The 22139-nt window shown below is 41.1% G+C and carries 21 protein-coding genes; 16 read left to right on the forward strand and 5 right to left on the reverse strand.

Features of this window, described 5'->3' with window-relative positions; genetic code table 11:
• Positions 1 to 170 precede the first annotated feature (170 nt).
• The 3 genes from UXI14_RS09085 to UXI14_RS09095 form a co-directional block, all read right to left on the reverse strand.
• The gene (locus tag UXI14_RS09085; protein ID WP_335965872.1) at positions 171 to 848 is read right to left on the reverse strand and encodes a DNA-binding response regulator; all 678 of its coding nucleotides are present in this window, start codon (positions 846 to 848) and stop codon (positions 171 to 173) included.
• Positions 849 to 855: 7 nt separating this feature from the next.
• Positions 856 to 2877: a tetratricopeptide repeat protein gene (locus tag UXI14_RS09090; RefSeq protein ID WP_335965873.1), complete on the reverse strand. Its 2022-nt coding sequence runs from the start codon at positions 2875 to 2877 to the stop codon at positions 856 to 858.
• A 123-nt stretch (positions 2878 to 3000) separates the two neighbouring features.
• The gene (locus tag UXI14_RS09095; RefSeq protein WP_277898474.1) at positions 3001 to 3159 is read right to left on the reverse strand and encodes a hypothetical protein; all 159 of its coding nucleotides are present in this window, start codon (positions 3157 to 3159) and stop codon (positions 3001 to 3003) included.
• A 300-nt stretch (positions 3160 to 3459) separates the two neighbouring features.
• On the opposite strand from UXI14_RS09095, the gene UXI14_RS09100 reads away from it, so the two are divergent.
• Entirely contained in the window at positions 3460 to 4305 is an 846-nt protein-coding gene (locus UXI14_RS09100) for an RteC domain-containing protein (protein ID WP_335965874.1), read from the forward strand.
• Positions 4306 to 4347: 42 nt separating this feature from the next.
• On the opposite strand, the gene UXI14_RS09105 is transcribed toward UXI14_RS09100, so the two are convergent.
• The gene (locus UXI14_RS09105; protein WP_335965875.1) at positions 4348 to 5319 is read right to left on the reverse strand and encodes a WD40 repeat domain-containing protein; all 972 of its coding nucleotides are present in this window, start codon (positions 5317 to 5319) and stop codon (positions 4348 to 4350) included.
• The gene (locus UXI14_RS09110) at positions 5320 to 5820 is read right to left on the reverse strand and encodes a hypothetical protein (protein WP_335965876.1); all 501 of its coding nucleotides are present in this window, start codon (positions 5818 to 5820) and stop codon (positions 5320 to 5322) included.
• Positions 5821 to 5856: 36 nt separating this feature from the next.
• On the opposite strand from UXI14_RS09110, the gene UXI14_RS09115 reads away from it, so the two are divergent.
• From UXI14_RS09115 to UXI14_RS09185, 15 genes are all read left to right on the forward strand, one after another.
• Positions 5857 to 6009, forward strand: a complete 153-nt coding sequence (locus UXI14_RS09115) for a hypothetical protein (protein WP_335965877.1) — start codon at positions 5857 to 5859, stop codon at positions 6007 to 6009.
• A gap of 112 nt (positions 6010 to 6121) precedes the next feature.
• Positions 6122 to 6718: a Crp/Fnr family transcriptional regulator gene (locus UXI14_RS09120; RefSeq protein WP_335965878.1), complete on the forward strand. Its 597-nt coding sequence runs from the start codon at positions 6122 to 6124 to the stop codon at positions 6716 to 6718.
• A 66-nt stretch (positions 6719 to 6784) separates the two neighbouring features.
• On the forward strand, positions 6785 to 7663 hold the full coding sequence (locus tag UXI14_RS09125; RefSeq protein ID WP_335965879.1) for a pirin family protein: 879 nt from the start codon (positions 6785 to 6787) through the stop codon (positions 7661 to 7663).
• A gap of 54 nt (positions 7664 to 7717) precedes the next feature.
• Entirely contained in the window at positions 7718 to 8035 is a 318-nt protein-coding gene (locus UXI14_RS09130) for a GNAT family N-acetyltransferase (protein WP_335965880.1), read from the forward strand.
• Positions 8032 to 8607 carry a TMEM175 family protein gene (locus UXI14_RS09135; RefSeq protein WP_335965881.1) on the forward strand — a complete coding sequence of 192 codons (576 nt, stop codon included), beginning with the start codon at positions 8032 to 8034 and terminating at the stop codon, positions 8605 to 8607. Before UXI14_RS09130 ends, UXI14_RS09135 begins: the two co-directional genes overlap by 4 nt.
• Positions 8608 to 8614: 7 nt before the next feature.
• Positions 8615 to 8920: a phosphoribosylpyrophosphate synthetase gene (locus UXI14_RS09140; RefSeq protein WP_335965882.1), complete on the forward strand. Its 306-nt coding sequence runs from the start codon at positions 8615 to 8617 to the stop codon at positions 8918 to 8920.
• Between the two features lies 1 nt (position 8921).
• The gene (locus UXI14_RS09145) at positions 8922 to 9830 is read left to right on the forward strand and encodes a pirin family protein (protein WP_277898483.1); all 909 of its coding nucleotides are present in this window, start codon (positions 8922 to 8924) and stop codon (positions 9828 to 9830) included.
• A gap of 489 nt (positions 9831 to 10319) precedes the next feature.
• Entirely contained in the window at positions 10320 to 10598 is a 279-nt protein-coding gene (locus tag UXI14_RS09150) for a helix-turn-helix domain-containing protein (protein WP_335965883.1), read from the forward strand.
• A gap of 87 nt (positions 10599 to 10685) precedes the next feature.
• The gene (locus tag UXI14_RS09155; RefSeq protein WP_335965884.1) at positions 10686 to 11345 is read left to right on the forward strand and encodes an ATPase; all 660 of its coding nucleotides are present in this window, start codon (positions 10686 to 10688) and stop codon (positions 11343 to 11345) included.
• A gap of 1 nt (position 11346) precedes the next feature.
• Positions 11347 to 14094 carry a family 78 glycoside hydrolase catalytic domain gene (locus UXI14_RS09160; protein WP_335965885.1) on the forward strand — a complete coding sequence of 916 codons (2748 nt, stop codon included), beginning with the start codon at positions 11347 to 11349 and terminating at the stop codon, positions 14092 to 14094.
• A gap of 329 nt (positions 14095 to 14423) precedes the next feature.
• Complete coding sequence (locus UXI14_RS09165) at positions 14424 to 15266, forward strand: hypothetical protein (protein WP_335965886.1); 843 nt, start codon at positions 14424 to 14426, stop codon at positions 15264 to 15266.
• 167 nt (positions 15267 to 15433) lie between these two features.
• The gene (locus UXI14_RS09170) at positions 15434 to 15856 is read left to right on the forward strand and encodes a hypothetical protein (protein WP_277898488.1); all 423 of its coding nucleotides are present in this window, start codon (positions 15434 to 15436) and stop codon (positions 15854 to 15856) included.
• A 160-nt stretch (positions 15857 to 16016) separates the two neighbouring features.
• Positions 16017 to 17102 carry an efflux RND transporter periplasmic adaptor subunit gene (locus UXI14_RS09175; RefSeq protein ID WP_335965887.1) on the forward strand — a complete coding sequence of 362 codons (1086 nt, stop codon included), beginning with the start codon at positions 16017 to 16019 and terminating at the stop codon, positions 17100 to 17102.
• A 23-nt stretch (positions 17103 to 17125) separates the two neighbouring features.
• A complete protein-coding gene (locus tag UXI14_RS09180; protein ID WP_335965888.1) occupies positions 17126 to 20368 on the forward strand; it encodes an efflux RND transporter permease subunit in 3243 nt (1080 codons plus the stop codon).
• A gap of 13 nt (positions 20369 to 20381) precedes the next feature.
• The gene (locus UXI14_RS09185) at positions 20382 to 21815 is read left to right on the forward strand and encodes a TolC family protein (protein WP_335965889.1); all 1434 of its coding nucleotides are present in this window, start codon (positions 20382 to 20384) and stop codon (positions 21813 to 21815) included.
• Positions 21816 to 22139 lie beyond the last annotated feature (324 nt).

A 22139-nucleotide genomic window follows, 5' to 3' on the forward strand; every position in this document is an offset into this window, starting at 1 on the left:
CAGCTTTTACATGGTATAAAGTTACAATCCCGGATGTTAAAGCCGGTAACCGTCCCGAATACTTTTTTTATTCAAAAGGTATAATTATAAACCATTTTTTAACATTTTAAGGTGTTGTATGTCCAGATGAAGGCGCAGAGCAGTCTTTTTAAGGACCGCGGGGACGGTTTTTAAATAAACCCCATTTCTTTGGCCTTGCGTACCAGTTCACGATCATTTCTGCCTTTCACGTTGAAGTATGTCCGCAACTTGGACTTACGGTTTAATAAAGTGGAATGTGCCAGTGGAATGATTTCGTCCATGTCGTTAAGGGTGCCGCCTTGGGAAAGTTCATAGAGTATTCGCCGATCATGTTCATCAATGGTAAAAGTCTTTGCCACATAGGAGCGCATAGCTAGCCATACGCTGGGACTATAATAGGGCTCGTTATTTAAAACAAGGCTTAAATTGCTGTTCAGTTCATCCGGTTTTAAGTCATTTTTTACCATAAAACCTTCCGGATTAATGCTCTGCAGAATATTGTGTATGCGAAAAGGTTCGTTGTGAGTGGTTGCAATGATAATTCGGGTTTCCGGGTACTCCTTACGTATTTTAAGCCCTAGGTCTTCTCCCGATATTATCTTATTGTCCAAAGACGGGGGCAGGTTAATATCCAAAAAGAGGTAATCTATTTTGTAAAGGGACGATACCCTGTTAAATACCGCAAGGGTTTCATCAGAGGAATGCACCTCTATGATGTTCAGATTGAGTAGCTTATGATTGGCCACATCGATCAGCGTGTCACGAATGGCTCTGGTGAAGATCCGATGGTCATCCAATAGTACTACATTATAATTTTCTTTTTTCATAATTCGGTTATATTTTAGTTAAGGGGATTCGGATGTGGAGGATCGTTCCTTTTCCCGGTTTGGATTCAATTACAAAACGCCCATTGAGTTCTTTTACATTGGATTCAATATGGGAAAGGCCGATACCATGCGTTGTTTCCTGTTTCTTGATTCCTTTTCCGTCATCTGCCATGGTTAGTTGTATTTCCGGTTCCCGATAGGATAAACATATCTTTAGGTGCTTGGCTTGTGCGTGTATGATACAGTTTCGGACCCCTTCTTCAATGATGTTATAAAGGTGGTTTTTGATCATTAGCGGGACTGCCTTCCAGGGGATACCGCTATCGTTGTTTAAGTAATATTTCATGTTTATGGTATTACACCGGGTTTGGATTAGTTTCTCGATTTCCTCTATAAAATTATTTTCAATGGCCGAAGCCATTTTATGGAGCTTATGCGAGGCATCCCGTATTTGCTGCTCGTATTCCCGGAGTTTCTCTATATTTTCTTTATGCTCCTGCATTATTTCAGGGGGACCGGTCAGTGGTAACCTGAACCAACTGATACGGAAACCTGCCATATCTCCCAATATCTTTCCGTGCAATACCTTTGATATGCGTTCCCGTTCTTTTTGAAGGGCCTTGTGCTTTTGATTTTCCTGATAAAGGAGCTTGTTGCGTATGTGCTGCTGTTGATTCTCCAGGTGCAACATCCGGTTACGGGCAATTTCACGGTAATAAAAATACGTGGTTGCCAGAAGGATAAAGACCACAACCGAAACAGAAATGATCCACAATCTTTGGGTAGTGAGCGTTTTGGTCCTTTCAATGTACTTATTGGTTTCATATCGAACCCGGGCAAACTTGTTACGTACCTTTCTCTCATGGTTATGAATCCTTTCGGTAAGGATTGAAAATTCCTCCAGATAGGAGCTCTTCGAAGAGGGGTCTACTTTAGAGAGAAACTTCAAGCTTTTTAGGGTTTCACTGTTATTTTTTATTTTTCTTGCTTTCTGTAATGCTTCTTTAGCCAGTGAAATGGCCCGTTCCGTATTTTTTTTAAATGCAAAATATGCCGCCAGGTGCAGCATGCTGGTCACAACACCGGTCTGTTTATTTAGGCTATCGCGTAGATACAGAGCCGGATAAAAATCATTTTCATTTATGGTAGGATCTTTCATTAATAAGCGGGTATAGGCAACATTGTCTTTAAGACGGGCATATAAAGCGGGGTCTGTGGTTTTTAAATCTAACATCTTCAAAGCGTTATCGAAGTAAAAAAGGGAGCGGTCATACTGCTTCTGGTCCTGGAAAAGAATCCCCAGGTTATTGTTTAGATGGGCATTTAAAAGCTCTGTACAGCCTATTTTCCTGAGATTGTTCATGGCCATTGTGTAATATTCAATAGACCTTTCAGGTTCGTTGAGCTCGTAATAGACAATTCCCAATAGGTTATAGCAATAGTATAACTGTTTGTGTTTTTTAAGCGGCTCCAGGATAGTAATAGCTTGGAAAAGAAGTACTTCACAGGCCGTATAATCTTTGATACGGCTGTGTACGATGGCCATATTATACAGCATTTTACCGGTATAATATGGAGCAGGGATTCTTTGATAAAGGTTCAGGGCCTCATTATAGTGATAGTAGGCGCTATCATAACATTCCTTTTGAAGGTAAAATGCGCCATAGTTCCAATGAGCATCTGCTTTGACCGTATTGTCCCCATAGCTAGTAGCCAGATCCAAGGTTTTTTGATTCGCAGCCATGAAAAGTTCGGGGTCTTTTAGTTGAAAGGCCCGGTAGGCAATGGTCGCCAAATACGATTTCTTTATGGAGTCATTGGTAAGGGTATTGGCATAGGTATAAGCACTGTCCAAATAAAACTTTCTCTTAGTGAGCGAGTGGTTGTCGTTCTGTGTTTGATGCAGCCATAGGGATACCTTGTCCTCATGGTCTTGTTCTTTGGATATTTTTTGGTTACAAGAAAAAAAAGAAACAACAATAACAAGAAGAAAAACACAGTGACAGTATGTTAGTCTACCAGCAATCAAAAAGATTTGGAATGTTTTGCAAAAACAAATTTATAAAAAAACCCTCAACAAATACAGTTGAAGGCTTTTTCCGGATATAAAGATTAATTAAAATGTACCGATCCGCATTACTAAAATCGGTATTCAATCTTTTTCATTATCGGGTGGAATACTCACTTCATCCCCAGTAGCATATATATTGCTGGAGGTTTGTTGCTCATCGGCAAGGTCTTCTGGTGGCGTACAGGATTGTACGACCATCATGGACACTGCCAAAAGCAGTATCGTGCCTACGGTTTTCATGATTTAATATTTTAAAAAGGATCATTAGATGTCAGGGCCGTCAATGCGGCCTATTGCTAATCCGTAGTGCACTATGGAGGTATGAGCGGCGATATTTGCCCATACATAAAAAGCGGCTTTCAATGTGATAAAAGTAGATGGAGAAAATGTTAAAACACTGGTATAAACAGATAAAAAAAAGGATCATTACATATAATTTTTATTGCCCATAGAAAGGTAAATTGGAGCCCTTAAATTCCTTCCTTCATTTTTTTTGGACCTCACCCCCGGCCTTTTCATAAAGCAAAAAACTACCTGTATATGAATGATTATGAGAAATTGCTCAATGAGTTGGAAAATCGGCTAAATCAAATGGAAATCAATGAAAATGATGTATTAATAAGAGCGGAAAAAGGAATTCAGATTACCAAAGGGATTGTAGGGCGGATTAGGCGAATGGTCTTGGAAAGGGATTTTGTTAATAAAGCGGAAGAAAAAGATTTTTTTCGACGGATTAAACCGCGTGTCGTGAGCAGGTTCATCTGTTATACAAAGTTATATGACCTGGAGAGTAAACGGCCAATGAGCAGCAGCAAACTTCAAAAGCGTTATTTACAACATGCGATAAAAGAACTACAGTCCTATTTCACTGATAATATCGAATTTTACAATTATTACAGAAGGGGAGCGACCATTTTTGACGACGTATTTTTTTTAAGGAATAAATCGAACATCCGCATGGCCCCGGATGCGTTAGGCTCCTTTATGGACAGTGAATTCTCTACCAGCCATGATAATGTGGTGGCCATTATTTTAGGCCATGACATGCTAATTGATTATCTAAAAAAAGAAATGAAAAAGATAAGGGCAACAAACCGCACACAGCTGGCATCCACATCCCTTCCGGACCTAAGGTTGTCCTGGACCGCTTCCAAAGCTGCCTTAACAGAACTTATCTATGCCCTGTATTCCAGTGGGGTATTTAATCACGGGAGAAAGGACTTAAAGGGGATTACTGCAGCCTTTGAAAGGTTATTTGATATACGGATGGATACCGTTTATAAAAGTTATTCCGATATAAAGGCCCGAAAGGGAAACCGGGCCCGTTTTTTACAGGAACTGATCGACCGGTTCAATGACCGCATGGATGCGGATGATGCCCTATAGGCCAGGCGAGGGGACCGGCCTATCACAATATCCCCGAGGTCTTTATAGGTCCCAAAATTCAATGCCGCCTTTAAGGTCAACGGTTACCAGTTGTGATCGGTCCTGTGTGATATCCATGGCGCTCGGGGTCGCCCTATGTTTTGAATATGTTTCTACAATCGCCCCGGACGGCTTGTTCCATTTCCTGATCGATTTGTCCAGGCCATAGGTATATAGATGACCCTTGGTCATCAAGCCTGTAATCACTTCCAGGTTCAAGGGCACGTTCACCGTGGTATCTTTATCAGCGAGATAAATCGGCCAGTCGGGGTGTTTTTTTGAATAATATAAACTATCTGATGCGGTATTGTAATATCCGAACTCCTTGCCGTCGATTAATAAAAAATTAGCTTCACTATCGACATCGGCCAGCTTCCCTTTTATCGTATGTTGTTTGATTTCGTTTGTTTTATAATTCCATACGAGGATCTTATTCATACGCCCGTCAAAGTAAATATCCCCGTTATCGGTGATATATTTTGGACGCATTTGTTTTAATTCAGCCGGCGTGTCCAATTGTTTAAAATCATTTTCTGTATCCCATATATAGTGGTTCCCCTTAAAATCAAAAGTGGCCAGGATACCGTTTTTTTGATTGTAACAAAGCTGGTATGCCCAGCTTGCTTTCAGTGGTATTTTTTTGATAAGCGCGCCGCTTAAAGTATTAATAACGACAATACCAAGATGTAATGTAGCGGCATACACTTCATTTTTTTCGGCATTGTAGGCCATGTTGTATATCTCATCATCAATAGCGGCTATTTGTTTTCTGTTGTTTTTTTGGTTGATGAGCTCATATATTTTTCCATCATAGGTTGAAACAAATACGGTATCACGGCTTGATGTAAACACAACATCGGTATAGGATACCGGATTGATACCCGTGAATTTACTTTTCTTTATGGTGATTCTCTGTTTGCAATTCGTAAAAAGCAGGGATAGAAACACTAAGGTAGCTATTTTATAAAATTTCATTTATTGTTGATCGGTTTTGATTAACTCTTGTTTGTTTCCATTATCTAAAACATCCATCCAGGTACCATCGTCTGAGGTCCCGAGATTGATCTGATTTGCATTTTTACCCCACATCTTAAGGGTGGCCGCTCCCTGAGGTTCTGCCATAAACAACACCCGTTGGGATATTTTGGAGTCAAGGGTCAAAAATACGTTCCCATAGGAATCATCGGTCACATAACCGCCCCTTTCCTGTCCTTCGTGATCATAGAGCATGACCCCGGAGACCCCTGAATTGTCACCCCTGTAAAATCGATAACCAAAGGATTGGGCAGGGGGGAGATGGGATCCGATAATAACCCTTGCAACACCTGTAGAATCAGTAACTACCAGACCTTTGACCTTTAGGATTTCATTGGATAGGTCAATTTCTACCTTCCGGTTGTTTGCCATATAAATAACCAGGCCTATAGTAATTGCCAGGTTAAGAAATAAGAGGAATTTAAGTGTCCTATTTTTCATTCGTTGTTTTTTTTTCAAGACGAGTTAGTTAAAATAATGTTACATCCTAATTTAAAAAAGGAAGATTCGGTACGTATCGATTTTAAAAAGACAGCCGATCCGATTCCCTTTGATATCACAAGGATTGAATACTTGGCACAAATATCAAAATTCTTTTTTTCTCAAAAAATAGATAAGGCAGAATTATAATAGGGCGCTTTTTTGTTTTCTACAGATAATACCTGTGAAAAGCGCCTTTTATTTTCAAAATATAGACGATAAAGCGTATTTTAGTATTCTTATGGAAACTGTAATTTAAAAAATGAAGATTTTTAGGTTTAAAACATACCTGACCAGTAACATGGAGGTGCTTGAACCGCCGACGCAGGAGCTTTTGTCCAATTGCAGTCAACGAACTGTCGATAAAGGGGATTATTTGTTGCGTGAGGGGGAATCCACCGGTAGTTCTTATTTTGTGGAAGATGGCCTGCTCAGACAATTTTCAATCGATGAAAAAGGCAAGGAGCACATACTTCAATTTGCCCCTGAAAATTGGTTTGTTTCCAATAGGGAAAGTGAGTATCTGAACAGGCCTTCTTCCTACTTCATTCAGGCAATAGAGGATGCCAGAGTGCTTGTTGTCGAAAGGGAATTAATTGAAAGGCTATCAAAAAGCAATCCTGCATTTATTGAATTTAATACACGGTTGCTGCATAGGCATATTGCGGGCCTGCAAAAACGTGTGACGCAATTGCAAAGTTATACCGCTCGGGAAAGATACCTGGATTTCGTCCGATCGTATCCCGATGTTTTGCTTAGGGTTCCCCAAACCTATGTTGCTTCCTATCTCGGCATAACGCCAGAAAGCCTGAGCCGGGTACGAAAGGAACTGGCCAAAGAACAACAGGTTATTTCTTAACCTACATCAATGTAGGTCGGAAGCAGTCACTGTAAATTTGTACTATAAATCAAAAAAGGAGAAAAAATGAAACCAAGAACTATTGAAATGATAGCTACTCCAAGCGCTCCCCACTTTGTGGGTGACGGATTTAGGGTACATAATTTTATACCGAGTTATCCCAGGATGGATATGAAACGGATGGACCCGTTTATTATGTTGGATTACAATGCAAAATTTGAGTTTCCCCCTTCTGAAAGGCCAAAAGGGGTCAGTGTCCATCCCCATAGGGGGTTTGAAACCGTTACCATCGCCTATCATGGAAAGGTGGAACATCACGATTCATCGGGTGGCGGGGGTATTATAGGAGAGGGCGATGTGCAATGGATGACAGCGGCAAGTGGCGTGCTGCACAAGGAGTACCATGAAACCCAGTGGAGTAAAAAAGGAGGTGTTTTCCAGATGGTGCAGCTTTGGGTAAACCTCCCTGCAAAGGATAAAATGAGCAGGCCGAAGTACCAATCGATTGTAAATAGTGAAATGGCAAAAGTCGGGCTTGCGGACAATGCAGGGACGGTGGAGGTCATCGCAGGGGAATACAAAGGGATAAAGGGAAGTGCTGACACCTTTAGCCCCTTGCATATTTATAACGCCCGTTTGAACAAGGGCGGAAAAGCCGAATTTCAGCTGCCCTCGGACTTTAATACCGCACTTTTAATTATCGAGGGGGAAATACTCCTAAATGAAACCGAGACGGTTGCTGCCGATAATTTGGCGTTAATGGCCAATGACGGAGAAGATTTTACCGTTGAAGCTACCGAAAATGCCGTAGTATTGGTATTAAGCGGCGCTCCATTAAACGAACCTATAGCCGCACACGGCCCCTTTGTGATGAACACACATCAGGAATTGGTCGAAGCTTTCAACGATTTCAATACAGGGAAGTTCGGTTATTTAGAAGATTAAGTTATAACAGGAGCTGTCGGGTACAGGCCTGACAGCTCATTTTATCTAAAAAATATGAAAGAACGGTTCAAGAATATACCACTGGTAAAAAATGAAACAAAAAAGCGTTTCGAGATGGAAGTAGATGGATATTTTGCATTTATTAATTATGGCGAAATAGGAAACCAAATAACACTGGTACATACCGAAGCAGCACCGGAACTCTCCGGTACGGGGGCAGCTTCTGCTGTAGTTGAAAAAACATTACATTGGTTAGGGCAAAACAATAAAACATTGCTGCCTTTTTGCCCTTATGTATTTGCTTATATAAAGAAGAACCCTCAATGGAAACGTATCGTGGATAAACGATTTAACGCATACGATAAATTATGAAAACAAACAGATTGGAAGCCTTTAGTGACGGGGTTTTGGCCATTGTAATCACCATCATGGTATTAGAGATGAAAGTTCCGGAGGGTGCAAGCTGGGACCATTTATCGGCCGTATTGCCAAAATTTATGTCATATCTTTTAAGTTTTGTCTATCTCGGTATTTACTGGAACAACCATCACCATCTGTTCCAGGCCATACAAAGGGTAAATGGTAAAGTGCTATGGTCGAACCTCTTATTGCTTTTTACGCTTTCATTGGTTCCTTTTACAACGGCTTGGATGGGAGAAAACCATTTTGAGAAAAATCCGGTAATTCTCTATGGCATGAATCTGTTATTATGCGCCATTGCTTATGCACTATTGGAAAATGCCAGTACGGGCTCTGACGGGAAATCTTCTGTTATAGGTTCCGCCTTGACCGGTAAAAGAAAGGAAGCTGCCTCGGTAGTGTTATATCTGATCGGAATTGTATTGGCGGTATTTTATCCCTCTATGGGGATAAGCTGTTTTATTGTAGTTGCGGCCATTTGGTTAATACCGGATAAACGTATTGAAAATCAACTAAAAAAATGATAAGGATATGGAAAGTTACAGCAATTTGATCGAAGGCATAAACGGCTTAAAGGAGCAAGGTTATGTAGAAGATTTCAACCTAAAGGAAAATTGCCTTGAATGTCGCGAGGGAGCCTATAAGGTCTTTCATGATGAATTTGAAATAGATAAATGGTTTCGTATCGAAGGGGATGATTCCAGCGCAGAGAATGCTTCCATTCTCTATGCCATTTCATCTGAGAAGTACGGGTTAAAAGGAACCATGGTCAATGCTTATGGGGTTTACTCAGATAGTATTGCCGATCAAATGTTATCCAAATTAAAATTTGCCTGATATGCAATCAAACGTAGGTCTCATTATAGAAGAAAAAGCAGCCGATATCGGTAATTTTATGGTAGGCAGGCTGCTTCCCTTTAGACAAAAAAGAGCAGTCGGCCCATTTTTATTTATAGACCATATGGGCCCCGCCTGTTTAAAAGAATATCAAAATTTGGATGTCCCGCCACATCCGCATATCGGACTTTCCACGTTGACATATTTATTTGACGGTGCGATATTTCATCGTGATAGTCTGGGCAATTCAATAGAAATAAAACCCGGGGAGGTTAATTGGATGACTGCGGGAAAAGGAGTGGTCCATTCGGAGCGGACACCCGAATATTTAAGGGGGCAGGATACGTACCTGCACGGATTTCAAATATGGATCGGATTGCCAAAACATTTGGAACAGTGCGAACCTTCCTTTTTTCATATAGATAAAGATGCCATTCCTGCCTGGGAAGATAAAGGGGTTGCCTATAAACTGATTGCCGGGTCGATAAAGGACAGGGAATCGCCCGTTCCGGTGCACAGTCCCATGTATTTTATAGAAATAAAAACCAAGAAGCCGCAAACAATAGATATCGGCAATAGGCTTTTTGGAGAAGTCGGAATGTACGTTCTTGACGGGACGGTAAAAATCGAGGGCAATGACTACGGTAGCAAACAATTAATGATAGCCAAAAATGCTTCCTTATGTGAATTCGAGACCAATGGGCAGACAACACTTTACCTGTTCGGAGGGGAGCCTTTTCAAGAGGAACGTTTTATGTTTTGGAATTTTGTAAACTCTGACAGGTCCGTTTTGGAAAGTGCCAAAGAAAATTGGAAAAATCAAAATTTAGTAGCTTTCCCAAAAATACCCGATGATGACAAAGAATTTGTGCCCTTGCCTGAACCCAAGGCCATCAAGAGTAAACGATAAAACATTGACCCGAAAAAAAGAGGGAGAACAGGGGAAGAGACCAGGCATTGTAGCGGACAATACCCTTTAGTAAAAATAAATGGCTTAAAGTATGGGTAGTATCCCATGGCGGTTGGTGGTAATTTTACGGTATGCCCGTTGCTGTACTTACAAGCACCGGGGACCTTTCCCGTATATGGAACGTATTGCAAATACTTCGATAATAGGAAATAAGTTCGTAATTACCTTCAGTTTACGGATTTATTTCCTTTATGTTTTTTAAGCTAATTTATTGCTTTTACGGGGTTTCTTTTTATAGGGGAGGTTACAAATTGCCATAGACCCGGATAAATTAAATGTGTTAAAATTTATACGTAATTACGGGTGTCTTACGAATGATTCTTAAAAAAACCTTTCAAGTTTGTGTCGGAAAGTTAAATCACTGCAAAGCCGTCATGTGTAGTATCTAAGGTTTTACCTTTGGCGGTTTTGCTTTTTAAACCACAAATTATGAGCAGAAAGATAGTTACCAATGAAGACCTGTATCAGTTTAAAACGGAACTGATCAATGAAATCAAACAAATATTGAATTATGAAGGCGGCGAATCCCAAAAAAAATGGTTGAAAAGCAATGAGGTCCAGCAGTTGTTGGGGATATCGTCCGGCACACTTCAAAACTTACGGGTCAACGGGACCCTGCCTTATTCAAAAATTGGAGGGGTGTTGTATTACGAATATCAGCAAATTATAAATATCCTGGAGAACAACATGGTCAATTGCCGGTTTTAAGGACCCGGGCATTCATTATTCTCGAAGCCTATCGGAGAATACCCGATAGGGAAGGTAAGGAACATCCAATAGCCATAGTATATCTTTATGAAAAGGCGCCATCCGCTGATTATAAAAGAAGGTAAGGACACCTATCGCCTCGGTGAATTTAGGGGCGGTCTGCTGTTGTATGATTTTGAGGGGATTTTAAATTACCTAGAGGCCAGGGGGAAAATGCTGTTTGGGAGCAAATTTAGGATATATCCAAAAAACCATACAACACTATATAAATTATCGGTCTATCTTATCAGGGATACAAGAAGTTGTAAAAGACTCGGGATCGACCCGGACAAGGGCATACTTTTATCGGGCCCAAAAGGGTGTGGCAAGTCATGTCTTATAAAGCTGATACGGCATTTAATACCGGGGCAGCGGTTTTATGAGCTTATCCCATGTCACAATATCGTGTTCGGCTTTAATTGCATAGGTGACCATATTACAAGGCAATATGAAGACGACCGTCTTTATTGTTTTGATAACCTGGGATCGGAACCTATGGGAAATTATGCCGGGGACAACCGTGATGTAATGGGCGATATATTACTGATCAGGAACCGGTTGTTCAGAACGCATAAGGTAAAGTGTTTTGCGACCACACGGCTCACGGCCCGGGATCTGGAAGCACGCTATGGCCATAAGGTATATAAAGGCATGCGGGAGTTATTTAATTTAATAACCTTTAACAAGGGGAACAGGAAGAAACCATAGCTTGCTATTAAAATCAGTGGTTTTCTTTGTAAAGGGGAAAGAAAATGATAAATTCACTTCAAAAATAGAATTTCCCATGCGTTACCTCTTTCCACTATTATGTGCCATTTGTCTTTGCTCATGTCAAAAGAAAAATAAAATATCCCTGGACCGTCTTCAGGTGGAACATCTATCCGCTCCCATGGGAATAGATACCCCCAAACCGAGGTTCTCCTGGACGCTTTCAACCGATACCCCTGAATTATCGCAAAAAGAATATCATATATATGTAGCTGAAGATTCTTTGTCCCTGGTGGAAGGTGGGAATATTTTGTGGGACGAACATGGTGTTGCATCTGATAACCTGATAGTTTATAAGGGCCGGATGCTAAAACCCTTTACCAAGTATTATTGGGGTATTTCGGTAGTGGGAAATAATGGTGAGGAAAGTAATCTGGCCATCTCGCATTTCGAGACCGGGATGATGTCTACCAATAATTGGAAGGGTAAATGGATTACCGATACCGAAGATGTCAACCTAAAACCTGCCCCGTATTTCAGGAAAGAAATAACCCTTGACAAAAAAGTGGTCAGGGCCCGGGCATACATTGTAGCCGCCGGATTGTACGAACTTTACATCAATGGGCAGAAAGTAGGCAATCACCGCTTGGACCCGGTCTATACCCGGTTCGACAGGCGTAATGTATATGTAACGTATGATGTGACCGATGAACTCCGGCATGGTAAGGCTGCCATTGGCGTATTGTTGGGCAATGGTTGGTACAATCATCAATCAACGGCAGTTTGGAATTTTGACAAAGCAGGATGGCGGCACAGGCCCCGGTTTTGTCTTAATATACGGTTGACGTACCAAGACGGTTCCACAGAAATTATTTCAACCGATAAAAGCTGGAAAACCGCGTTAAGCCCGGTAGTTTTTAACAGTATATACACGGGCGAACATTACAATGCCCTCTTGGAACAAAAAGGATGGGACAAAGCAGGTTTTAATGATTCTTCATGGAGCAATTCCATGGAAGTCAAGGCGCCTTCAAATACCATTGTGGCGCAGGCTATTCCACCAATTCGGAACATACAGGAGATAACGCCCGTCTCTATGAGGAGACTCGGCGGCAAACATTACATTTTTGATTTGGGGCAGAATATTTCAGGGGTCACAAAACTTCAGGTAAGCGGCCAAATAGCTGCCAGGATATGGGTGTCCCATGCAGAACAATTGGACAGTCTGGACTATCCGGACATGTCCAATATCGATGTACATTACCGTCCGCAGGATAACTCGGACCCTTTTCAAACGGATATTTACACATTGTCCGGGGGTATACAAGAGGTCTTTATGCCCAAATTCAATTATAAAGGGTTTCAGTATGTCGAGGTGAAAAGCAATACCCCAATAGATCTTCAAAAGAATGATCTAAAAGGAGAGTTTATGCATACCGATGTAAAGCCGATCGGGAGCATCCATACTTCCAACGAAACCATAAACAAAATATGGCAGGCGACCAATAATTCATACCTGTCAAACCTTTTTGGATATCCAACCGATTGTCCGCAACGTGAGAAAAATGGGTGGACCGGCGATGCGCATATCAACATAGAAACGGGACTGTATAACTTTGATGCCATTACCGTATACGAAAAATGGATGCAGGATCATAAAGATGAACAGCAATCCAATGGCGTTTTACCTTCCATTATCCCTACCTGGGGTGGGTGGGGCTACGATTGGGGCAATGGTCCCGATTGGACCAGTACCATTGCCATTATCCCTTGGGAGCTCTATCGGTTTTATGGAGATGATAAGGCTTTGCAGATGATGTACGAGCCCATGAAAAAGTATGTAGATTATATTACGTCAATAAGTTACGATGAAGGATTGACCGACTGGGGATTGGGCGATTGGGTTCCGGTAAAATCGGTTACGCCCAAAGAACTCACATCGTCAATTTATTATTATGTAGATGCAAATATATTGGCCAAAACAGCCAAACATTTTGGAAAAGAGAAAGATTACCAGAGGTATGCACAATTGGCCAATAATATTAAAAAGGCCATCAATCAAAAATATTTGGATACAGAAACGGGTATCTATGGAAATGGGTACCAAACCGAGCTAAGCGCACCGCTTTATTGGGGGATTGTCCCGGACTCCTTAAAGCCAAAAGTAGCCAAGCAATTGGCAGAAGCGGTTTTAGAAGCCAAAAATCATATCGATGTCGGTTTGCTGGGCACCAAAACCATTTTAGGGGCATTAAGTCAAAACGGTCATGCCGATCTGGCCTATAAAGTGGCTTCACAGGAAACCTATCCTTCATGGGGATGGTGGATAAAAAACGGTGCCACTACATTATACGAAAATTGGAATATAGATGCCGCCTCTGATATTTCAAAAAACCATATTATGTTCGGGGCAATCAGTGCATGGTTTTATAAATCCCTTGGTGGAATCCTGCCCGATGAAAATGCTCCCGGGTTTAAACATATTATCTTAAAACCAAATATGGTAAGCGGGCTTGAAAATTTTGAAGCCAGATTTCAAGGGCCACAAGGTGAAATACTATCCCGCTGGGAAACGTCCCGGGAAGGAATTGTAAAATATGAGGTTATTATACCCAATAATAGTACGGCTACCCTCTATTTGAATGCCAATAAGGTTGAGTTTAATGATAAAATCTCGGAGAATGCCAATAACTTATATACCAAAGCATTAAATCCTGGACATTATACTTTTTTGATTTATAACAATTAAGGTTGAAATTCTATAACGATGTAAATTCCTTCATGTGGAAGATGATAATTATTCAATATAATTTGTATTAGAATTCTTATTTTTTACGTTTTTTCAGTTATTTTTTAATAATAAGTACTTACCTTTAGTATAGAAAAAATAATTTATCGTTACTTAATAAAGCGTTGATTTTTATGTTTCTGAAGCTTGATATGACAACTTTAAACGAGAAAATTATTTCAATAGGGAAATAGTAAGAATAAAATTTAAGAAGAAGATTAAATATAGAAAACATGAAACGATTGTTATGCCTTATAATGCTAGTTTTGGGTTGCGCAACATATGGTCAAATGAAAGATTTTCCATACAACAACCTTAGTGTTTTTCCCATGGATTCAGCAAATCTTCAGCAGGCAAATACTTTTGAGATGCCCCCATGGAGAGCAAGGCGTTTTAATATCACCGCTGGTTCTTTCTTTCCTATAAACAACACCCAGATTATGGTAGGAAGCAACGAAAGGGATTTTGGAACGACTATTGACCTTGAAGACGATTTGGGTTTTAACGATTTTAGCTATTCTTTTATGGCGAACGGGCAGTGGCGTATTTCCAAAAGATCGCGTTTCGAATTGGAATACTTTTATTTAAACAGAAAATCTACGCATACGCTGGAACGTAAACTGGAATTTAAAGACCATACCTATGAAGTAAATGCCAGGGTTTCCGCTTTTTTTGACGTCAGTATTGTCCGCTTTTTTTATAGCTATGCCTTTGTGGCAAAACCAACCTATGAAATAGGGGCGCTTATTGGGTCGCATGTGATTTTTGGCGATGTGGGCATGCAGGTCGATACGGAAACCGGGAGCGCGGAAGTAAGCGATAATTTTGATTTTACGGCGCCTATCCCCGATATCGGTATTTGGACCGATATTCAGTTGTCCAAAAAATTTGGACTTTATGCCAATGCCAATTATCTATCCTTGACCATCGATAATATTAAAGGTCGGGTATTGAGTACCAATATCTCCCTTTTGTACAATATTCACAACAATATAAGCCTTAAAGCAGGCTACAACAGCCTTAATTTTAGGGTAGATGTTGAAAAAGAGCGCTTGGACGGGTTTTTTAAATGGGGGTACAACGGCCCCATGCTGACCCTAACTTATGCTTTTGGCGAACAGGTAAAAATATAAGTATTGATAGCCTGTAAATTAAATTGATTTCTAATACCTTATAAACCTATTTTGTTTACGAAATCGTTGGCGTGATAAAATGATAAAAAATCAGGCTTATTTTTACTAATATTTAACGGTGAATGGCTTGTCTGTATAAACGACTTTTTTTAGTTTTGGCACCGGATATGAAATTACTACTCAAATTTTTTATATCGCTGTGCGTTATCCTTATAAGTGGTTTTGGCCAGCTGTATGCACATTCTTCTCAGGATGCAGTTGCTTATTCCTCTATCCGAAGCCTTGAAAACTTTACCCATACCAATTATTGTGTACTGCAGGATGCCCACGATCCAAATGCAGTGTCGTTTTCTCCCGGCCTGGAAAAAAGGGACCATAAGATCGAAATTACCGAGAGCGAGGTTACCGAGGAAGAATTGATTTCCTTTAAAAAGGATTCGGAAATTGCCGATTACCTTACTTCCTTATGGCAACTGAATGCTTATAAATATGCTTTTCTCAACAATAGAAAAACTACATTTCTAGATAAGCAGACTTCTTATTTATCATCTTTTAGATGGTATATCGTATTCCGTGTAATCAGAATTTGATTTATAAATTTTTCAAATTGGGCAAATAATTAATTGCCCGATCTTCAATTTTTAATACGTGCATTCCTTTTAAATTGACCAAAAAGGCTTGTGACAGTATTTCTATATACCTATTAATTAAATATTTACAAATTGTAACGCTTTAAAAAAAGCAATTATTATGAAGAAAATTCTCATGGTGATGGGCTTGTGTGCCTTGTTGTGGCATACCGGCTGTACCTCTAAAAAGGAAAAAGGAAACGAGGACCAGACCAAATATTTGGTTACCAATCCCATTAAAATGGACACCTTGATCACAGATGATTACGTGTGCCAGATACAATCCATCAGGCATATCGAGCTACGTGCCCAGGAAAGGGGCTATCTGGAAAAGATATATGTGGACGAAGGCCAGTTTGTAAAAAAGGGCCAATTACTGTTTAAGATCATGCCCAAAATTTATGAAGCTGAAAAGCAAAAAGCCAGTGCCGAGGCCAATTTTGCTGAAATCGAATATCAAAACACCAAGAAATTGGCCGATAGCGATGTAGTGGCCCCCAATGAACTGGCCATGGCCAAGGCCACTTACGATAAGGCCAAGGCAGAACTTGCGCTGGCCGAGGCACATTTACAGTTTACCGAGATCCGTGCACCCTTCGATGGTATTATAGACCGGTTCCATGTGCGACAAGGAAGTTTAGTTGATGAAGGAGAACTGCTTTCAAGTCTTTCGGATAATAGCCAAATGTGGGTATACTACAATGTGCCCGAGGCCGAATATCTTAATTACAAGACCAAGGTGAGCAAGGACAATCCGGTAAAGGTTAATTTATTGATGGCCAATAACCAGTTGTTTAAGCAAACGGGTGAAGTAGGGACCATTGAAGCAGATTTTGACAACGAAACGGGGAACATCCCCTTTAGGGCAACTTTCCCGAATCCCGACGGACTCTTGAGACATGGCGAAACTGGAAGTATTTTAATGAAGGTCCCATACAAGGATGCCATTATAATACCACAAAAGGCAACTTTTGAGGTATTGAGCAAAAAATATGTTTTTGTCATAGGGAAGGACAATAAAATTCAACAAAGGGAAATATCCATAAAAGCAGAATTACCACATTTATTTATTGTAGACAAAGGGTTGTCTGTAAACGATAAAGTATTGCTTGAAGGTATACGAATGGTTAAAAATGGAGAAAAAATTGATTACGAGCTTGAAAAACCGGATAAGGTATTGGCAAGTTTGGATATGTATGCAGAGTAAGTTAACCCATAATATTACAACAAATGTTTAGTAAATTTATAAAAAGACCGGTATTGGCCATTGTCATATCGGTGGTTATTGTATTTGTGGGCTTACTGGCCATAAAACAATTGCCGATCTCTCAATTTCCACAGATAGCACCGACCACGGTCAATGTTTTTATAGCATATCCGGGGGCAAGTGCGGATGTGTTGGTAAAATCGACCTTAATTCCTTTGGAAACCTCCATCAACGGGGTTCAGGGAATGCGTTACATAGCTTCTGATGCTACCAGTGCAGGGGAAGGGACCATGCGTATTATTTTTGAACCCGGAACCGACCCCAACCAAGCGGTGGTAAGGGTTAAGACCCGTGTCGATCAGGTAATGCCCCTGTTGCCGGAACTGGTACAGCGGGAAGGGGTGGTTATCACCCCCGTACAGCCAAGTATGTTAATGTACGTAAACCTGTTCAGTAAGGAAAAAAACAACGACGAAAAGTTCCTTTATAATTATGCATATACCAAAATTGTACCCGAAATACAGCGTATTAAAGGTATAGCTAGTGCCAAAATACTGGGGAGCCGTAAGTATGCCATGAGGGTTTGGTTGAAACCGGACCGGATGAGGGCATACAAAGTCTCTGCCGAAGAAGTATTGGAAGCAATGGACGAACAGAGCATTATAGCCAGACCGGGGCGTCTGGGTAGGAGCTCGGGCAAAAAAGCACAGGCCCTGGAATATGTACTGGTATACAAAGGAAGGTATAACGAACCGGAAGATTATAAAAATATCATCATTAGGGCCAATAAAGACGGAGAGATTTTAAAATTAAAGGATGTCGCCGATGTAGAACTGGGAAGTGAGTTTTTTGACATCTACTCAAATCTGGACGGGCACCCGTCCGCTTCCATTGTCTTAAAACAAACTTTTGGTAGTAATGGTAGCGATGTTATTAAGGCCGTAAAGGAAAAATTAAAAGACCTCAAAGAAGATTTACCGCCCGGGGTAGACTATCAAATTGGTTATGATGTATCCAACTTCTTGGATGCTTCCATTGAGCAGGTAATACATACCCTCCGCGACGCCTTTATCTTGGTGGCCATTGTGGTATTCCTGTTTTTGGGGGATTGGCGGTCTACCATCATCCCGATTATTGCCGTACCCGTATCCTTGATCGGTACCTTCTTTATCATGCAGCTCTTTGGACTGTCCATAAACCTTATCACGCTCTTTGCGCTGGTACTGGCCATTGGTATTGTGGTAGATAATGCCATTGTGGTCGTTGAAGGGGTTCACGTTAAGATGGAAGAGGAGAACCTTTCGCCATACAAGGCATCATATGCGGTACTGGGCGAAATAGGAGGGGCCATTGTGGCAATTACCCTGGTGATGGTTTCGGTGTTTATACCTATTTCGTTTATGACCGGGCCCGTGGGGGTATTTTACCGCCAGTTTTCCATTACCATGGCAGGGGCCATTATTTTATCGGCGGTCGTGGCACTTACGCTTACCCCGGTACTTTGTGCGATGTTGTTGAAGAACAATCATGGCAAGCCAAAGCGAAAATCGCCCGTTGATAAATTCATAGACTGGTTTAATGGTAAATTCGACAGGCTTACCGGAAAATATGTAAACGTCCTTAAACGAATAGTTAACCGGCGGGTAATTACCTTCGGAATGTTAATAGCATTTTGTGTGGGGATATTTTTCACCAATCAGGTGTTGCCGGCAGGATTTATCCCTAATGAAGACCAAGGGATGATTTATGCAATTATTCAGACCCCTCCGGGAGCAACATTGGAGCGGACCAATGAAGTAGCCCGTAAATTGCAGAAGATTTGCGAGGAAATGGACGGGGTACAATCGGTTTCTTCCCTGGCGGGATATGAGATCATGACCGAAGGTCGGGGATCTAATGCGGGAACCTGCCTTATCAACCTCAAGCCATGGTCCGAGCGCGAGCATAGCGTTCATGAAATTATGGAAGAGCTGGAAGAAGAAACCAAAGACCTTGGTGCGGTTATTGAATATTTCGAACCGCCGGCAGTGCCCGGTTTTGGTTCGTCCGGAGGTTTTTCCATGCGTTTGCTGGATAAAACTAGTTCAACCGATTTTCATGAGTTTGAGAAGGTAAACAACGATTTTATGGATGCCCTTCGCAAGCGTCCAGAAATTACGGGGCTGTTCACCTTTTTTGCAGCCAATTATCCGCAGTACGAACTAAAAATTAATAACAAGGCCGCCATGCAAAAAGGGGTTTCCATAGGAAAAGCCATGGAAAACCTAAATATTCTAATTGGTAGTACCTACGAACAAGGGTTTATTAAATACGGTAGGTTCTTTAAAGTGTATACCCAGGCAGCACCAGAATATAGGGGGATGCCATCCGACCTGGAAAAACTCTATGTTAAAAATGAAGAAGGCGAAATGGTTCCTTATTCTTCTTTTATGACCATGGAAAAGAAATTGGGGCCTAATGAAATCACAAGATATAACCTTTATAATTCTGCCGCCATTAGAGGGCTTCCGGCCAAGGGGTATACCTCTGGGGATGCCATTAATGCCATTAAGGAAGTAGCGGCCGAAACCCTTCCAAGAGGTTACGATATTGCTTGGGAAGGCCTTTCATATGATGAAGCTTCCAGAGGAAACGAATCCATTTATATTTTTGCCGTGGTATTGATATTTGTATACCTGGTACTTGCGGCACAATACGAAAGTTTCCTATTACCGTTGGCCGTTATCCTTTCCTTACCGGTCGGGGTATTTGGTTCCTTCCTGTTGCTTAAGCTCATGGGGCTTTCAAACGATGTGTATGCACAGATCGGTGTTATTATGCTTGTCGGCCTCTTGGGGAAAAATGCGGTATTAATTGTAGAATTTGCCGTTCAAAAGCGCAGACAGGGAGCTTCCATAATAGATGCGGCCGTTGAAGGCGCCAAAGTAAGGTTCAGGCCTATTTTAATGACGTCCTTTGCATTTATTGCCGGATTGATACCATTGGTTATTGCAACGGGAGCAGGTGCAATAGGGAACAGGACCATTGGCGGATCTGCCCTCGGCGGAATGCTTATAGGGACCATCCTAGGGGTAATGGTTATTCCGGGATTATATTTCGTGTTTGCAAAAATGTCGGATGGTCGCGATCTCATTAAAGATGAAAACACAGAGCCTGTTTCAGAGGAGTTCATGAGAATGACCGAAGGTGACAGTAAAATGAAAGCCAGCCTTCGAAAAATAAACAAGCTTTTGAAAAAATTAATGAAAAAATCAGACGATGAATAAAAAAACACGAACTATGTTACAGTGTAAAAAGGCATATTGGGTGGGGATTTTTGCAATAGCGACCCTCTATTCCTGTGCACCGACCTTGGATACTGTACAGGAAGATACAACGGTGGTTCCCGATCAGTATAAAAACCAGTCGGGCGATAGCTTAAATACGGCCCGGATAAAGTGGAGCGAGTATTTTACAGATCCTTATCTGGACACGATTATCGACGTGGCACTGAAAAACAATCAGGAACTCAATATTACCTTACAGGAAATTGAGATAGCCAGAAACGAAATCAGGGCCAAAAAAGGGGAGTACCTGCCTTTTATAGGGTTGACCGGTGCCGCTGGATTTGACAAAAAAGCAAGATATACCAGTCAGGGTGCTAGCGAAGCTACCACCGACATCAGACCCGGGGAAGAAATGCCTGAGCCGCTACCGGATTTTATGGTAGGGGCTTTTGCTTCCTGGGAAGTTGATATCTGGGGAAAGCTTCACGATGCAAAAAAAGCCGCCGTGAGCAGGTACCTATCTACCGTAGAGGGCAAAAACTTTGTGATGACCAACCTGATTGCTGAGATTGCCAACTCGTATTACGAATTATTGGCACTCGATAATCAGTTGGATATTGTGAACAAAAACGTGGAAATCCAAACCAATGCGCTCAAAATCGTAAAGCTGCAAAAACAGGCTGCCCGTGTTACCGAGTTGGCCGTTCGTAAGTTTGAAGCAGAGGTGTTAAAGACCAAGAGCCTTCAGTACGATATCCAGCAAAAAATAACGGAAACCGAAAATAAAATCAATTTTCTGGCCGGTAGGTACCCACAGCACATTGAGAGAAACCCGGTTGCTTTTAACGATTTGGCAATGAAATCCATTAGTACGGGGGTTCCGTCGCAATTGTTGGAAAACCGTCCGGATGTAAAAGCGGCCGAGCTGGAACTTGCAGCCTCCAAGCTGGATGTAAAAGTGGCCAAAAAAAGGTTTTATCCATCGCTTGATATTTCAGCGGGAATAGGTTTTCAGGCCTTTAATCCCAAGTATTTGTTCACGGCACCCGAATCCCTGCTTTATTCTTTGGCCGGAGACATAACGGCCCCTTTGATCAACAGGAGCGAAATTAAGGCCACATATTACAATGCCAATGCCAAACAGATACAGGCGGTTTATAATTATGAAAAGACCATATTGAATGCCTATGTAGAAGTTGCAAACCAGTTGGCCAAGATTGATAATCTAGAAAAGAGTTATGACCTTAAATCACAGGAAGTAGCGGCGCTTACAAAATCCATTGAAATATCCAACGTACTTTTTAAATCGGCAAGGGCAGATTATATGGAAGTATTGATGACGCAACGCGACGCACTTGAATCCAAATTTGAACTGGTAGAGACCAAAATGCAGCAGATGAATGCCATGGTCGATGTTTACCGTGCCCTTGGTGGCGGGTGGAATTAAACGAGAACCCTAATAATGTTCGTAATTTAAAATAGTGGTTAGCAACTTTATCCAATAATTTGGATAATTACCCGAAGCCTTCAAGACTTATTTGTCTTGGAGGCTTTTTTTCTTTAACCATGCATACCACAACATCATTAAACTATGATTGTGATGTTTACTCTTCTATATAGACACATAGTTTGTGCTTTCTTCTACTCATGATACAGTAAATTTAAATTAAAAAATTTCTAACTTAACCTACTGTCTGATTTTTGGGGTGAATCATAGTTCTCCATAGGTCATATCAATAGGTGGCGAAAAATAAATTCTTTTATATTTTAT

It is taken from the genome of Galbibacter sp. PAP.153 (genome assembly GCF_037029175.1).
In the GTDB taxonomy this organism is placed as follows: domain Bacteria; phylum Bacteroidota; class Bacteroidia; order Flavobacteriales; family Flavobacteriaceae; genus Galbibacter; species Galbibacter pacificus.

Bases quoted from the DNA above. Each gene is read 5' to 3' on its own strand.
- UXI14_RS09085 (WP_335965872.1), bottom strand. From the start codon at position 848: ATGAAAAAAGAAAATTATAATGTAGTACTATTGGATGACCATCGGATC.
- UXI14_RS09095 (WP_277898474.1), bottom strand. From the start codon at position 3,159: ATGAAAACCGTAGGCACGATACTGCTTTTGGCAGTGTCCATGATGGTC.
- UXI14_RS09100 (WP_335965874.1), top strand. From the start codon at position 3,460: ATGAATGATTATGAGAAATTGCTCAATGAGTTGGAAAATCGGCTAAAT.
- UXI14_RS09105 (WP_335965875.1), bottom strand. From the start codon at position 5,319: ATGAAATTTTATAAAATAGCTACCTTAGTGTTTCTATCCCTGCTTTTT.
- UXI14_RS09110 (WP_335965876.1), bottom strand. From the start codon at position 5,820: ATGAAAAATAGGACACTTAAATTCCTCTTATTTCTTAACCTGGCAATT.
- UXI14_RS09115 (WP_335965877.1), top strand. From the start codon at position 5,857: ATGTTACATCCTAATTTAAAAAAGGAAGATTCGGTACGTATCGATTTT.
- UXI14_RS09120 (WP_335965878.1), top strand. From the start codon at position 6,122: ATGAAGATTTTTAGGTTTAAAACATACCTGACCAGTAACATGGAGGTG.
- UXI14_RS09125 (WP_335965879.1), top strand. From the start codon at position 6,785: ATGAAACCAAGAACTATTGAAATGATAGCTACTCCAAGCGCTCCCCAC.
- UXI14_RS09130 (WP_335965880.1), top strand. From the start codon at position 7,718: ATGAAAGAACGGTTCAAGAATATACCACTGGTAAAAAATGAAACAAAA.
- UXI14_RS09135 (WP_335965881.1), top strand. From the start codon at position 8,032: ATGAAAACAAACAGATTGGAAGCCTTTAGTGACGGGGTTTTGGCCATT.
- UXI14_RS09140 (WP_335965882.1), top strand. From the start codon at position 8,615: ATGGAAAGTTACAGCAATTTGATCGAAGGCATAAACGGCTTAAAGGAG.
- UXI14_RS09145 (WP_277898483.1), top strand. From the start codon at position 8,922: ATGCAATCAAACGTAGGTCTCATTATAGAAGAAAAAGCAGCCGATATC.
- UXI14_RS09150 (WP_335965883.1), top strand. From the start codon at position 10,320: ATGAGCAGAAAGATAGTTACCAATGAAGACCTGTATCAGTTTAAAACG.
- UXI14_RS09155 (WP_335965884.1), top strand. From the start codon at position 10,686: ATGAAAAGGCGCCATCCGCTGATTATAAAAGAAGGTAAGGACACCTAT.
- UXI14_RS09165 (WP_335965886.1), top strand. From the start codon at position 14,424: ATGAAAGATTTTCCATACAACAACCTTAGTGTTTTTCCCATGGATTCA.
- UXI14_RS09170 (WP_277898488.1), top strand. From the start codon at position 15,434: ATGAAATTACTACTCAAATTTTTTATATCGCTGTGCGTTATCCTTATA.
- UXI14_RS09175 (WP_335965887.1), top strand. From the start codon at position 16,017: ATGAAGAAAATTCTCATGGTGATGGGCTTGTGTGCCTTGTTGTGGCAT.
- UXI14_RS09180 (WP_335965888.1), top strand. From the start codon at position 17,126: ATGTTTAGTAAATTTATAAAAAGACCGGTATTGGCCATTGTCATATCG.
- UXI14_RS09185 (WP_335965889.1), top strand. From the start codon at position 20,382: ATGTTACAGTGTAAAAAGGCATATTGGGTGGGGATTTTTGCAATAGCG.